Source organism: Caulobacter sp. FG121, assembly GCF_057809815.1.
In genome coordinates, this window is the sequence record NZ_JBMDKR010000005.1 from 233,040 (window position 1) to 247,670 (window position 14,631).

General features: G+C 68.1%; 10 protein-coding genes. 6 read left to right on the forward strand and 4 right to left on the reverse strand.

Going from position 1 to position 14,631, the window contains the following annotated elements:
• Positions 1-44 precede the first annotated feature (44 nt).
• From epmA to ACODSL_RS14435, 4 genes are all read left to right on the forward strand, one after another.
• Entirely contained in the window at positions 45-1,028 is a 984-nt protein-coding gene (gene epmA, locus ACODSL_RS14420; RefSeq protein WP_488901475.1) for an EF-P lysine aminoacylase EpmA, read from the forward strand.
• Positions 1,025-2,107: a lysine-2,3-aminomutase-like protein gene (locus ACODSL_RS14425; protein ID WP_488901393.1), complete on the forward strand. Its 1,083-nt coding sequence runs from the start codon at positions 1,025-1,027 to the stop codon at positions 2,105-2,107. Before epmA ends, ACODSL_RS14425 begins: the two co-directional genes overlap by 4 nt.
• Positions 2,108-2,171: 64 nt before the next feature.
• Complete coding sequence (locus ACODSL_RS14430) at positions 2,172-5,972, forward strand: M10 family metallopeptidase C-terminal domain-containing protein (RefSeq protein WP_488901394.1); 3,801 nt, start codon at positions 2,172-2,174, stop codon at positions 5,970-5,972.
• Positions 5,973-6,252: 280 nt separating this feature from the next.
• Positions 6,253-8,688 carry a DUF3857 domain-containing protein gene (locus ACODSL_RS14435; protein WP_488901395.1) on the forward strand — a complete coding sequence of 812 codons (2,436 nt, stop codon included), beginning with the start codon at positions 6,253-6,255 and terminating at the stop codon, positions 8,686-8,688.
• A 277-nt stretch (positions 8,689-8,965) separates the two neighbouring features.
• On the opposite strand, the gene ACODSL_RS14440 is transcribed toward ACODSL_RS14435, so the two are convergent.
• Both ACODSL_RS14440 and ACODSL_RS14445 read right to left on the reverse strand, forming a co-directional pair.
• On the reverse strand, positions 8,966-9,352 hold the full coding sequence (locus ACODSL_RS14440) for a DUF302 domain-containing protein (protein ID WP_488901396.1): 387 nt from the start codon (positions 9,350-9,352) through the stop codon (positions 8,966-8,968).
• Between the two features lie 34 nt (positions 9,353-9,386).
• A complete protein-coding gene (locus ACODSL_RS14445; RefSeq protein ID WP_488901397.1) occupies positions 9,387-10,247 on the reverse strand; it encodes an MBL fold metallo-hydrolase in 861 nt (286 codons plus the stop codon).
• A gap of 67 nt (positions 10,248-10,314) precedes the next feature.
• On the opposite strand from ACODSL_RS14445, the gene ACODSL_RS14450 reads away from it, so the two are divergent.
• Together ACODSL_RS14450 and ACODSL_RS14455 are read left to right on the forward strand one after the other, a co-directional pair.
• Complete coding sequence (locus ACODSL_RS14450; protein WP_488901398.1) at positions 10,315-10,644, forward strand: ArsR/SmtB family transcription factor; 330 nt, start codon at positions 10,315-10,317, stop codon at positions 10,642-10,644.
• Positions 10,644-11,423 (forward strand): sulfite exporter TauE/SafE family protein, encoded by a 780-nt coding sequence (locus ACODSL_RS14455; RefSeq protein ID WP_488901476.1) that lies wholly within the window; start codon positions 10,644-10,646, stop codon positions 11,421-11,423. Before ACODSL_RS14450 ends, ACODSL_RS14455 begins: the two co-directional genes overlap by 1 nt.
• On the opposite strand, the gene ACODSL_RS14460 is transcribed toward ACODSL_RS14455, so the two are convergent.
• Positions 11,418-13,013, reverse strand: a complete 1,596-nt coding sequence (locus ACODSL_RS14460; protein WP_488901399.1) for an ATP-binding cassette domain-containing protein — start codon at positions 13,011-13,013, stop codon at positions 11,418-11,420. The genes ACODSL_RS14455 and ACODSL_RS14460 overlap by 6 nt on opposite strands.
• The gene (locus ACODSL_RS14465; RefSeq protein WP_488901400.1) at positions 13,010-14,536 is read right to left on the reverse strand and encodes an ATP-binding cassette domain-containing protein; all 1,527 of its coding nucleotides are present in this window, start codon (positions 14,534-14,536) and stop codon (positions 13,010-13,012) included. Before ACODSL_RS14465 ends, ACODSL_RS14460 begins: the two co-directional genes overlap by 4 nt.
• Positions 14,537-14,631: the final 95 nt, after the last annotated feature.

Consider the following 14,631-nt stretch of genomic DNA (forward strand, 5'->3'; position numbering starts at 1 on the left):
CCTGGTGGAGGCCGGACGTCCACGCCGACCGGCGGCCGTTCCTGATGACCCGCAACCGGATCAAGGCGGCCCTGCGGCGCTGGTTCGAGGATCAGGATTTCGTCGAGACCGAGGCCGCCTGTTTGCAGGCTTCGCCCGGCAACGAGGCCCACCTGCACGCCTTCGCCACGGAGGCTCTTGATCTGGCGGGTGGGCGGACGCCGTTCTACCTGCACACCTCGCCCGAGTTCGCCTGCAAGAAGCTGCTGGCGGCGGGCGAGAGCAGAATCTTCGAGTTTGCCCGGGTCTGGCGCAACCGGGAGCGCGGGCCGTTGCACCATCCGGAGTTCACCATGCTCGAATGGTATCGGACCGGCGCACCGTACGAATCGATGATGGACGACTGTGCGGCGATCCTGGCCCTGGCGGCGGCTACGGCCGGGACCACGCAATTCCGCTTTCGGGGCATGGAGGTCGATCCGTTCGCCACGCCGGAGCGGATAACGGTGGCCCAGGCCTTTGAGCGCTTCGCGGGCGTGGATCTGCTGGCCAGCCTGGCGGCCGACGGCGCCACGGTCCGGGACACGCTGGCGGACGCTGCGCGCGGCGCAGGCATCCGCGTCGCCGACGACGACACCTGGGCCGATGTGTTCAGCCGGGTGATGGTCGAGAAGGTCGAGCCCAACCTCGGCGCCGGCCGCGCCGTCATCCTGTGCGAATACCCGACCGCCGAGGCGGCGCTGGCCCGGCCGACCGCGCACGATCCGCGCGTGGCGGAGCGGTTCGAGCTCTATGCCTGCGGTGTCGAACTGGCCAATGCCTTCGGCGAGTTGACTGACCCGGTCGAACAGCGCCGGCGCTTCGAGGAAGAGATGGACGAGAAAGCCCGGGTCTATGGCGAGCGCTATCCGCTCGATGAGGACTTCCTGTCGGCGCTGCATTCCATGCCGGACGCCTCGGGCTCGGCCCTCGGCTTCGACCGGCTGGCGATGCTGGCGTCGGGCGCGAGCCGCATCGAGCAGGTGCTCTGGGTCCCGGTGGCGCCATGAGCGACGGTCGCACGCTGCACAGCCTCGACGATCTGTCAGTCGCCGGCCTGTTGCCCCCTGACAGCCTGCCGGCGCTGGAAGCGGTCGCCGCCCGCTACGCCGTGGCCATCACCCCGGCGATGGCCGCGCTGATCGACGTCGCTGATCCGGCTGACCCGATCGCCCGTCAGTTCCTGCCCGACGCCGCCGAGCTTGACGCCCTGCCGTTCGAGTCGGCGGACCCCGTTGGTGACGAGACCCACAGTCCGGTCGAGGGGATCGTCCACCGCTACCCCGACCGGGCGCTGCTCAAGCTGACCCATACCTGCGCCGTCTACTGCCGTTTCTGTTTCCGCCGCGAGGTCGTCGGGCCGGACGGGGCGGGGACCCTGACCCCGTCGCAGCTCGACAACGCCCTGGCCTACATCGCCGCCACCCCGGCCATCTGGGAGGTGATCCTCACCGGCGGCGATCCGCTGGTGCTCTCGCCCCGCCGACTGCGTGATGTGATGGCGCGGCTGGAAGCCATCGATCACGTCAAGGTCGTCCGTTTCCACAGTCGCGTGCCCGTGGTGGCGCCGGAGACCATTACCGATGACCTGGTCGCGGCGCTGAAGAGCCCAACCAAGGCGGTCTATGTGGCTCTGCACGCCAACCATTCGCGCGAGTTGACGGCTGAGGCCCGCGCGGCCTGCGCCCGGATCATCGACGCCGGCCTGCCGATGCTCAGCCAGACGGTGCTGCTGCGTGGGGTGAACGATGACGCCGCGACCCTCGCCACGTTGATGCGGGCCTTCGTCGAAACGCGGATCAAGCCCTACTACCTTCACCAGGGCGACCTGGCGCCCGGCACCGGCCACTTCCGCGTGCCGATCGAGGAAGGTCAGGCGCTGATGCGGGCCCTGCGCGGCCGGGTCTCCGGACTGTGCCAGCCGACCTACATCCTCGACATTCCGGACGGATACGGAAAGGTGCCGATTGGCCCGGCCTATCTGTCCGGGGAGCCTGGACAGTCCCTCCGGGTCGAGGACCCCGAGGGCGACCGTCACCTTTACCCAACCGCCGATCACCCGATCCGCCTAGCTCCCGGAGATTCTTGAATTTTCCCCGAGGCAAGCCTAGCCTGCACGCTGTCTATCGCGCGTATTCTACAGGGACCTGGCCATGGCGAAGTTTCGGGACGGCCTTCGCGGAAACGGTCCCTCACTTCCTGCCGGAATGCCAGACGGCGTTGATGACACGGGAAGCGACGACTGGGCTGGCCTGAACGCCCGACGCGCCGACCTGGCGCCGGAGATGGACGGGCCCGGCGCGCCCGCGCACACCCCTGTATTTGACCAGCCGGCTTCATCGGGCGACGGGTTGCTGTCCTGGCAGGACACGTCTTTTCACGACGAAGCGTTCGGTTCCGTCGACAAGCCGCTCTCACTGTCCGGCAGCGGTGATCCTGGAGGTCCCTCCTACTTCAACAACGCCGAGGACCGCGGCGGAACCGATGTGGGGACGGGCAAGGTTTCCAAGACCATCGAGCAGGCGGCCTACTGGCTTGATCGTACCTATGCGACGTGGAACGCCTTCGACGCGCGGGCCGGTGTGGCGCATGAAGACAACCGGTGGGACGACCCGTTCTGGGGGGGCGCCACCACCGTCGTGACGTTCGCCTTCCGGTCGACGGCTCCGGCCTCGATGCCCGATGACACGGGCGGCTTCAGCCGGTTCAACACCGCTCAGATCAACGCGACCCTGCTGGCGTTGGCGTCCTGGTCTGACGTCGCCAACATCGTCTTCGTCAGGGTCGGGTTCGGGACGGATGGGGAGGACGCCTATTCCAACAGCGCCACCATGCTCTACAGCAACTACGCGACCGGCTCGGCCGGCGCCGCGGCGTTCGCCTATGGGCCGAGCAGTACAGCCCCCTCCTCGGTCGGCGGCGATGTGTGGGTCAACAGCACCCTGAGCTACAACGCCAATCCCGTGCTGGGCAACTACGGGACATTGACGCTGATCCACGAGACGGGCCACGCCATCGGCTTCTCGCATCCCGGATCCTACGATGCGGGGGACGGTGGCTCGATTACCTACGCCGCGAACGCGGAATACTATGAAGACAGCCATCAGTTTACGGTGATGAGCTACTTCACCGAAGACAAGACGGGCGCCTATTTCGGGCCCGCCTACCCAGCCACCGTCATGCTCGATGACATCGCGGCGGCCCAGAGATCCTATGGCGTCAACACGTCAACGCGAACGGGCGATACGGTCTACGGCTTCAACTCCAATGCCGACCGGCCCTGGTTCGTGGCGACGTCGGCCACCTCCCTGCTGGTGTTCGCGGTCTGGGACGCCGGTGGCAATGACACCTTCGACTTCTCCGGCTTCAGCAACGATCAGATCATCAATCTGAACCAGGGCTCGTTTTCGAGCGTCGGCACCTACAACGGCGTCAGCCTGCGCGGGAACGTGGCGATCGCGAAGGGCGCGGTGATCGAAAACGCGGTCGGCGGCGCCGGGGCCGATGTTATCACCGGGAACAGCGCGGCGAACCTGCTGGTCGGCAACGGCGGCAACGACACGATCTCCGGGAACGGGGGCGCTGACACCCTTAACGGCGGCGCGGGCGATGACACCCTCACGGGCGGCGCCGGAGCCGATGTATTCGTGACCTCGGTGAGCGGTGGCAACGACACCATAGCCGACTTCAACGTCGCTTCCGACGCCATCGACGTGAGCGCCTTTGGCGCGGTCCAGAGCATTTCCCAGGTCGGTGCGAACACGCTCATCGTGCTCGCCACCGGCGTGACCGTGGCCCTGACGGGCGTGTCCGTCGGCTCCCTTGGGACAAACAATTTCATTGGGCTGGGCGCCTCGCCGCCGAGTCCTCCGCCCTCACCGCCGCCGAGCCCGCCTCCATCCCCTCCGCCGTCTCCGCCGCCGAGTCCTCCGCCGAGTCCGCCGCCGTCTCCACCACCGAGCCCTCCGCCGTCCCCGCCGCCCAGTCCTCCGCCTCCGAGCCCGCCGCCGCCGGTGACCTACGCTCGGACGCTCAATGGCGGCAACGGCAACAACACGCTCAACGGCGACGCCCGTAACGAGATGATCAATGGTCTCGGCGGTAACGACATACTGAACGGCAATGGCGGTTCGGATCGGCTGGATGGCGGAACGGGCAACGATTCGCTCAACGGCGGCGATGGGGATGACATCCTCATCGGCGGCGTCGGAACTGACAGGCTGACCGGCGGCGCCGGTACGGACGTGTTCGTCGTCTCGTTCTCGGGCGGCTCTGACACGATCAACGACTTCACCGTCGGCGTGGATCTGATCGACGCCTCGGCCTATGGCGCGGTGGAGTCTGTCACCGACCAGTCCGGCGGCGCCTTGGTGACCTTCGCCGGAGGCGAGACGATGCTGCTGAGCGGCGTCTCCGCCAGTTCGCTCACGTCCGCGAGCTTTCTCGGGGCGACGCTAAGTCCTCCGCCCAGTCCGCCGCCTGCGCCGCCGCCGAGTCCTCCGCCCTCGCCGCCGCCGCCGAGCCCGCCTCCATCCCCTCCGCCGTCGCCGCCGCCGTCTCCGCCGCCGAGTCCGCCGCCGTCTCCACCACCGAGCCCTCCGCCGTCGCCGCCGCCCAGTCCTCCGCCTCCGAGCCCGCCGCCGCCGGTGACCTACGCTCGGACGCTCAATGGCGGCAACGGCAACAACACGCTCAACGGCGACGCCCGTAACGAGATGATCAATGGTCTCGGCGGTAACGACATACTGAACGGCAATGGCGGTTCGGATCGGCTGGATGGCGGAACGGGCAACGACAGGCTCAACGGCGGCGATGGAGATGACATCCTCATCGGCGGCGTGGGCGCCGATACTCTGACCGGCGGTTCCGGCGCGGATGTCTTTGTCGTTTCGCCTTCTGGCGGCGCTGACACCATTGTGGACTTCACCCTCGGCGCAGATCTGATCGACGCTTCGGCCTATGGCGCGGTGGCGTCCATATCCGACCAGTTCGGGGGTGCGTTGGTGACTTTCGCCGGCGGCGAGACGATGATGCTGAGTGGAATCTCAGCCGGGTCGCTCACCTCGGCGAGCTTTATTGGAGCGACATTGAGCCCCCCGCCCAGTCCGCCCCCGCCGAGTCCGCCGCCTTCGCCTCCGCCCAGTCCTCCGCCATCCCCGCCGCCGAGCCCGCCTCCATCCCCTCCGCCGAGTCCTCCGCCGTCTCCGCCACCGAGCCCGCCGTCTCCGCCGCCCAGTCCGCCCCCGCCGAGCCCGCCTCCGCCGGTGACCTACGCGCGCACGCTCAACGGCGGCAACGGAAACAACACGCTCAACGGCGATGCCCGCAACGAGATGATCAACGGTTTCGGCGGCAACGACACTCTGAACGGCAATGGTGGCTCGGACCTGCTGGATGGCGGTACGGGCAACGACACGCTCAACGGCGGCGATGGAGATGACATCCTCATCGGCGGCGTGGGCGTCGACACTCTGACGGGCGGAACCGGCGCGGATGTCTTTGTCGTCGCGGTTTCCGGCGGCGCCGACACGATCGTCGACTTCACGGTCGGCGTGGACCTCATCGACGCCTCTGTCTATGGCGCGGTGGCGTCCATTTCCGACCAGTTCGCAGGCGCGTTGCTGACCTTTGCGGGCGGCGAGACGATGCTGCTGAGCGGGGTTTCGGCCAGTTCACTCTCGACCGCGAACTTTCTTGGATTGGTCGGGCCGCTCCCGCCGTCATCTATTCCCGCCGGCTTTCCGGGTTCGATAGAGGTCGCGGGCAAGACCGATGGTCTTGGGGCTGTCGCCGGGCCATCCACGGGTCCGGCCAACGCCCCGGCCCCGGGACAGCCTGCAGCGGAAAGCCAACCGCCCTCTGGCTGGCAGGATGATCGGTCACACCTCTTCAGCTTTGCTGTTCGGGAGCCGCTTACGGACACCCTGCACGGACCGTTTGACTGGATCGTCTAACGTCGTCGGACGGCGAAGGCGGAGCTGTCAGCCCATAGCGCTCCCGCCTCCACGAAGGGCCTTGCCGCTCTTCTGGAAACGGCCGTGAGAGCGGCTTTCAGGCGGTGACGCCGGTTCGCGAGTCGTCGCCTGACCGGGGGGCGACTCCGCGACAGACTCAATCCCTGAGCTGCAAGGGAGCAATTCGGCCGCCGCCTCACATTGTATTTTCGCCCTTCAGGAGATCAGCGGTTGCAAGCTTGCCCGGCAACGATATCGTTCTCTGGCGGGGGTGCGCGTAATGTTGAAATGGGTGTTGGTCGGGCTGGCCCTGATGTGGGCGGCGCCGGCGGCGGCGGGCGATACGCTGGTCTATGGCCGACCGGCGGCGTGGATCAAACCGCAGCCCTATGCGCCGAGTTCGGGGGGCGAGGCGAGCGACGCCGCCCGCCTTGCCCTGCAGGACTATCAAGTCCGCATCGGCGCGGCGGGCACGGAGACCTTCCTGCATACGGTTGTCGAACTGCGCACGACGCAGGCGCTGGCGCTCGCCAATCTGGCGCTGGGCTGGGACCCGGCGACCGATGAGTTGACCATCCATCAGGTGCTGCTGCACCGGGGCGAAACGGTGATCGACGTGCTCGGGCGCGGCGATGTCTTCACCATTCTACGGCGGGAGTCGCGTCTCGAAGCGGCGATGCTCGATGGCCGTCTGACCGCCACCCTGCAGGTCGAGGGCGTGCAGGTCGGCGACTATCTGGAGGTCGCCTACACAACGCGTCACAAGGATCCTGTCCTGCAGGGTCGGTCCGAGGCGATGGTCAGCCTGAATCGCGGCCGAGTCGGCCATCTCTATCTGCGCCAGACCTGGTCGGACGATCGTCCGGTGCGGTGGGTCGGGACAGGTCAACTGGCGACACCGAAGGTGACGCGCGCAGGCCAGGAGACCGAGCTGCTTGTCGACCTGAAGGATGTCAAAACCCCCGACGCGCCGCCGGCCTCTGCGCCGCCGCGTTTCAACAGTGCAGGCCGGCTGAGCGCGACCGAGTTCAAGGACTGGGGCGACATCGCCACCGTCATGGCGCCGATGTATGACCGGGCAGGTCAGCTGGCGCCGGATTCGCCGCTTCGGGCCGAGGTCGCGAAGATCGCCGCCGCGTCGAGCGATCCACGCAAGCGGGCGACCGCCGCACTGCGGCTGGTCGAAGAACAGGTCCGCTACCTGTATCTCGGGATGAATCTCGGCGGCTATACCCCCGCCGCCGCGGACGCCACCTGGACGCGCCGCTTCGGCGACTGCAAGGGCAAGAGCGTCCTGCTGGCGGCCTTGCTGCGCGAGCTGGGTATCGAGGCCGATGTGGTGTTCGTCAGCACGGTCATCGGTGACGGGCTGGACGCCCAGCTGCCGTTGATCGAGGCATTCGACCACGCCATCGTGCGGGCCCGGATCGATGGCAAGACCTACTGGCTGGACGGGACGCGCCAGGGCGATCGCAACATCGACAGTCTCGTGCCGCCGGCCTACCGCTGGGCCCTGCCGATCCGGGCCGGCGCGATGCTGGAGCCGATCCTGGTCCCGCCGCTGGAGCGTCCGCTCGTGGAGTCGCTGGTCCAGATCGATGCGACCGCCGGATTGGACGCGCCGGCGCCGATCAAGGGCGAGATCATCATGCGTGGCGATCTCAGCCTGGTGATGGCCTTCGGCCTGAAGTCGCTCTCGGCTGACAAACTGGACGAGGCGCTGAAGGGGCTCTGGTCGGATCTACCCTGGAATGTAACGCCGGTGACGGTGGGCTGGAGCGTCGACGAGGCGACGGGCGATGTCCGCCTCACGATGGAGGGCGCCGCCGATCTCGACTGGTCCCCGGAGCGCGGCGCGAGGCCGAGACGCTGGCAGATGTCGGAACTGACCGTCGGTTGGCGGCCTGACATGAAACGCGAGCCCGGACCAGACGCTGAGGCTCCCTATGCCACCGAGTCGCCGAAGTTCGACCTGGATCGCATGGTCGTGACGCTGCCGCGGGGCGGGGTCGGCTTTCGGTTCACCGGTGGCGACGTCAACCAGACCGTGGCCGGCTTCGAGCTGAAACGGACCATGACCCTGAAGGACGGCGTCTTCACCGGCATGTCGAGCCAACGGGCCCTGGTTTCGGAGATTCCCTTCGCGGACAAGGCGGCGGCGGAGACCGGGCTCACCGCTCTGAGCGGGAGCGTCTACATGGAGGCCCCGCGCGGCTACAAACGCACGCCCGCGGAGCTGGAGATCGAGGCGGCCCGCACGGGCACGACCTTCTTCGAGTACGCCAACCGCGCCGACGCGCTGTTCGAGCTCGGCCGGGTCGACAAGGCCATCGCTACGCTCGATGCCGGCGTCGCCCGGGACAAGGACCTGGCGGGTGCCTACAACGTGAGATGCTGGCTTCTGGGGCGCGCCAATCGCGATCTTCCCAAGGGGTTGGCGGATTGTGAAAAAGCCCTGTCGCTCAGGCCCGACACGCCCAGCTATCTCGACAGCCGCGCCCTGATCTATTTCCGGATGGGCCAGTTCGACCGTGCGATCAGCGACTATGACGCCGCCCTCGAGCGGTCGCCGGAGCTGTCGGCGTCACTGTTCATGCGGGGCGTGACCAAGCGGCGACTGGGCCGAACCGAGGAGGGCGACGACGATATCGCCACGGCCATCGCTATTGAGCCCGAGGTTGCCGAAACCTTCGCGAAATTCGGCGTCACCCCCTAGTTCGCGCGACAGTCGGGGCAACTTGGGTTGAGGTGGTTGGGGCTGTCGGCAGGGCACGGTCTGGAGGTCCGCTTCCGTACGCCAGCAACGGCCGGGGCAGCCACCGCCCCTTAAGGCCAGCTTTGCTTCTATTGGGAAAATCAGGGCGGTGGCGGTGGCGGTGGGCGCGATCTCCTCCTTGCGTTCACACGGAATGCCAGAGCGCGGTCCTGACCTGGGTCATCCCGACGCCTTTGGAGTGGTCAACGAAGAAATCAGCTCCGGGCCTGCGCGGCGCCTACAACCGATTCAGCGCCGCCTGCAGCTTTCCACCGACAACGGCGGCCTGCGTTTTCAGCGCTGGATTGTCGATTGACTGCATCGAGGCGGCGGGATCGATGGCGGCGACCTCGACAAGACCGTCGTCGGCTTCCTGGAGGATGACGTTGCAGGGGAGCATCAGGCCGACCTTGTCCTCCAGCAACAGGGCCTCATGGGCAAGGGCCGGGTTGCAGGCGCCGAGGATCAGGTAAGGGCGGAACTCGACGCCGAGCTTGGTCTTGAGCGTCTGACGGATGTCGATCTCGCTGATGACGCCAAATCCTTCGTGGGCGAGCGCCGCCTTCACCCTGACGACAGCGTCCTCAAAGGGCGCGTCGAGCGTCTTCGAGAAATAGTATCTCATGACAGGTCCGATCGATTGGCGTTGAGGCGGCGCCTCAGCCGAGTGTGACGGGCAGCTTCAGGTAGACCCGTCCGTTGGCGGATGGGGGCGGCAGGGCGCCGGCGCGGATGTTGACCTGCAGGGACGGCAGAATCAGCGCGGGCGGGGCGAGGGTCGCGTCCCGGTTCTGCCGGTGCGCCACGAACTCGGCTTCGGTAACGCCGTCGCGGATGTGGACGTTCCGCTCCCGCTCGTCGGCCACGGTGGTCTCCCAGGCGAAGGTGGTCCGGCCCTCGGGCAGGTAGTCGTGGCCGACGAACACGCGCGTCTCGGGGGGCAGCGCCAGAATGCGGCGGATGGACCGATAGAGCGCGACGGCGTCGCCGCCCGGGAAGTCGGTCCGCGCCGTGCCGTAGTCGGGCATGAACAGCGTGTCGCCGACATAGGCGGCATCGCCGATGAGGTAGGTCACGCAGGCTGCGGTGTGGCCGGGCGTGTGCATGACCTCTATCGGTGTCTCGCCGAGCATCAGCACCTCGCCGTCGGCCACGAGTCGGCCGAAAGCCGATCCGTCGGGGACCACGTCATCCGCCTCGAACAGGGCGGCGAAGTGGGCCTGAACCTCCCCGATATGCTCGCCGATCACCACCAGGGCGCCAGTGGCGCGGCGAATGTGGTCGGCGGCGGACAGGTGGTCGGCGTGGGCGTGCGTCTCCAGCACGTATCGGACGGTGAGTCCCAGCGCCGCCGCAGCCGTCAGCACCGTATCGGCGAAGCCGGTCGAGACCCTGGCCGACGCGGGGGCGTAGTCGAGCACTGGATCGATGATAGCGGCGGCACAGGTCGCCTCGTCCCAGACCAGATAGGTCACCGTGAAGGTAGGCTGGTGGAAGAACGCCTGCTGATGGACGGTCATATGGATCTCCTTCGCAGTCATAAATATGCAAACTTGCTAAATTAGCAAGTGCATATATATTGCCGCCATGATCAGGACCGCCGAGACGGACATCGACCTTGCCGCCAACGCCCAGTCGGCGGCTGTCCTGCTTCGGGTGCTGGCCAACGAGCACCGCCTTCAGGTGCTGTGCGCCCTGCGTCCGGGAGAGCTTTCGGTCGGACAGATCGCCGATCATGTCGGACTGTCCCAGTCCGCCCTGTCACAGCATCTGGCGCGCCTGCGGCAGGACGGGGTCGTCGTGACCCGCAGGCAGGGGCAGACCATTTTCTACCGCATAGGCGATCCGGACGTGATGACCGTCCTCGAGGCGGTTTCCAGCGTCATGGCGCGGCGGCGCCGGGGAGTAGTCCAATGATCGACATCACCCTGACGAGCGGACTGCTCGCCGTGGCCAGCGGGGCTGTTGTCGGACTGCTCCTGGCGCTGTTCGGCGGCGGCGGTTCGGTGCTGGCGACGCCTTTGCTGCTCTACATGGTCGGCGTACGCGATCCGCACATCGCCATCGGGACATCCGCCGCGGCCGTCGCCGCCAACGCCCTGATCAACCTGGTCGGACATGGACGCGGCGGGCGGGTGAAATGGCCCTGCGCGACGGTCTTTGCCGCCGCCGGTCTGGCGGGCTCCTTCATCGGCTCGAGCCTCGCAAAGCAGGTAGACGGACAGCGGCTGCTACTGTTCTTCGCCCTGGCCATGGCGGCGATCGCCCTGTCGATGCTGCGCCGGCCCAGGAGTGAAGGCGACCCCGCCGTGCACATTACCTGGCAGCTGACCCTGAAGCTTGCGCCGCTCGGCCTTCTGACCGGACTGGCAGCCGGCTTCTTCGGCATCGGCGGGGGGTTCCTGATCGTTCCAGGCCTTATGGCGGCGACGGGCATGACGCTCGCCAACGCGGCAGCCTCCTCCCTCCTGTCGGTGGCTCTGTTCGGCGCGGCGACCTCGAGCAACTACGCCCTGTCCGGGCTGGTCGACTGGCCGGTGGCGGGCCTGTTCATTGTCGGTGGCGCGGCGGGCGGCTGGGTCGGGTTGAAAGGCGCCGGCGTTCTTGCCGGTCGGGCGCTGCTGGCGCGCCGGCTGTTCGCGGGACTGGTGCTGCTGGTCGCCGCCTATGTGGCCTGGCGCGCGCTGGGCCTATAGGCGGCCGAATACATCGATCCGGGCCCCGCAGAGTGTCAACGGCGCCGCCCGGTGGCTGACAAGGATCAGCCCCTGTCCGGAACGGTCCAGGCGTTTGCCCAAGGCCGACACCAGCGCCGCTTCGGTGGCCTGATCAAGGCCTTCAGTCGGCTCATCGAGCAGCAGCCACGGGGCAGGGCGAAGGTAGGCGCGCGCCAGCGACAGACGTTTTCGCTCTCCGCCGGAAAGGTGGTCGCCAGCATCGCCGATCCAGGTTTGCAGGCCATGGGGCAGGGACCTGATACGACTTTCCAGGCAGGCATCTCGCAGGGCGGCCCACATGGCGGGTTCGTCAGCTTCCGGCGCGCCGAGGCGCAGATTCTCGGCGATGGTTCCGGTCAACAGACGGGCATCCTGAGGCGCGTAGGCAAACAGGCGCCTCGCCCATCCGACCGGGCGATCCTCGAGCGCGGTTTCGCTCACCGAGAACCTGCCATGCGGGGGTGCGCGAAGACCCAGAAGGGCTTCAAGCGTGCGGGTCTTGCCGCAACCCGACGACCCGGTGAGTGCGACCCGCGCGCCCGTCGACAGGACATGACCGTCGAGATGCAGTGTGGCCTCGAGGTCGGGAGGATCCGCGGCGACCCGCGCCGCAGAGGTGACTCCGTCCAGTCGCTTGACGGCTTCCTCCAGAACGCCGGCCTGCTGCGCTCCGCGGATCAGGCCCGACACGCCTTCCTGGCCGGCGAGCGCCGCAAGGACCGCCAGGGCGATCAGCGGCATCGGCGCCTGGGCCGAAAGTCCTGCAACGAGGGCGAGGGTAAGCCCGCCCAGCACCGCCTGAACCAGGGCCATCATCGCCTCGGCGTCGTTGCGTCTCACATGGGCATCGCCAAGATCGGCGTCATGCGCCATCAGGGCGTCAACGGCTCGGTCGGTCAGCGAAAAGCAGCGCAGCTCGGCGGCGGCGCCAAGATAGGCGTTCAAGCCATCCTTCAGCCTCCCGACCGCTCTGAGCCCGTCGCGGCCTGGCTCCGAGGTGAGGCGACGGGCCAGACGATGCGAAGCGCCGATCTGGGCGGTCAGGCCGAGGAGGAACATCAGGGACGACCAGGGCGACGCCAGTGCGATGACTCCGGCCGCCGCGCCCGCCGCCGCCGCCGCCGCCCAGGGCGCGGAGCGGCGGATGAACATCGTCTCAATGGCGTTCACGTCCTGCACCAGGCGCGCCGAGGCTTCTCCGGACGACAGGCTCAGGGCCTGGTCCGGCGGACTGGCCGCGATGCCCGCAAACAGCGCCGGTCGAAGCGCCGCCAGCGCCCTGAAGGCGGCCTGATGGCCAAAGAGCCGCTCGGTGTAACGCCCAGCCGTCCGGGCGATGGCGAGGCCTCGCAGTCCGGCGCTGGGGAGAAGGTAGTTGAAGGCTTGAACGAGAACCGGCCCGCCGGCGCCGGCAAGCGCCGCGCCCGCAAGGAACCAGCCGGAGAGGCCCAGCAGCAGGGTCGTCGCCGCGGCCGTCGCGCCGCCGCCGAAGGCCGCAAGGACGAGGTCGGCGCGCCGCCGACGCACCTGTACCCGCAGGAACATCAGGATGGGGGAGGCGCGGGTCATGAAAGCCTCACCACCTGATCGGCGGCGGCGATCAGGGCTTCCGAATGGGTGGCGACAATGACGGTCCGGGTCTGCGCGGCCGATCGAACCAGGGCCATGATGTCGGCCTCGGCTGCCGCGTCGAGATCGGCGGTTGGCTCATCCAGCAGAAGGAGACGCGTTGGTTTGAGCAGGGCTCGCGCCAGCGCCAGCCGCCGTCGTTCGCCGCCCGACAGACCTGATCCCCGCTCATCCAGCAGGACGGCGGCGCCGTTCTCCCGGCGCGCCAGGGCGGCGGAGAGGCCGACGATTCGCGCCATCGTCATGGCCTGGTCCGGGGTCACGCCGGCGTCCGCCGCCATGAGGTTTTCCAGCAGGGTACCCGGCAGGAAGGCCGGAGCCTGGCCCGCCCAGGCGACATCGTCGATCGCAATCTCCCCCTGCCGTCGACCGGCGATCTCAATGGAGCCTTCCGAGAGCGGGAGCACGCCCATGATGGCCGCCAGCATCGATGTCTTGCCGGACCCGGTCGGTCCGGCGAGGACCGTGAAACTGCCGGGCGCGACGCTGCCGTTGAAAGGCCCGATAGTCCGGTCGCCAAGGCTCAGGACGACTCCTTCGAGGATAACCTCGGGAGCCGCGTCCAGATGGATGGTGGCGACTGCTCGTGTCGGTCCGCGCGACAGCAGGGGCGCCAGTCGGAGGGCCGCGGCCTCTCCCACCTGCTTCTCGTGATAGGCCGCCGCCAGTCGGCGAAGCGGCGCATAGAACTCCGGCGCCAGGGAGAGCGCGAAGAACGCCCGGGCGAAGTCCAGCTTTTCCGGCGCCGGAAAGGGCAGCAGCCCGAGCAGGGAGAAGCCGGCGTAGACCGCGACCAGGGCGACGGCGAGCGCGGCGAAGAACTCAAGGGAGGCCGTGGAGATGAACGCGATCCTCAGGACGGCCATGGTCCGGTCGCTGACATCGGAGGCGGCCGCGCCGACGATCTCCGTCTCCCGGTCCTCCGCCTCGAAGGCGAGGATGACGGGCAGCGCCCGGATCCGGTCAACGAAATGTCCTGAGAGCCGGGCCAGGGCATCAAACTGACGGGCGGCTTCCAAGCCGGCCGCGCCGCCGGCCAGGGCCATGATCGCCACCAGTGGGATCAGGGTCATCACCAGGATCAGCGCCGAAACCGGGCTGGCCAGGGCGACGGCCACGAGGATGACGGCCGGGCCTACGCGGGCGTCCAGCTGTGCGGGCTGAAACTGACCGAAGTATCCGTCGAGGGCTTCGACCTCGTCGACGGCGGACGCGCCGGCTTCGCCGATCGACCGCATGTCGCCCCTCTGCCGATCGAGCACCAGGCGCAGGATCCGGCGACGGATGCCGGACTTGACCCTGCGGGCGTGTCGGGCGGCGACTCTCGCAGCGCCCCATGACGCGCCCGCCCGCACAGCCAGTGCGATGCCCATAGCCGAGAGGAACGTCAGCGAGGGGCCGGCCGTGATCAGGCTGGTCAGGGACCAGGCAAAGCCGGCCGCGCCTGCGGCGTTTAGAAACACCAAGGCCGACAGAGGCCCGGTGGGTACATGCTCCGCACGCCCGGATGATCGAAGAAGGGATCGGCCGGACGCCGCGTCAGGTGGGGTCATCAGGC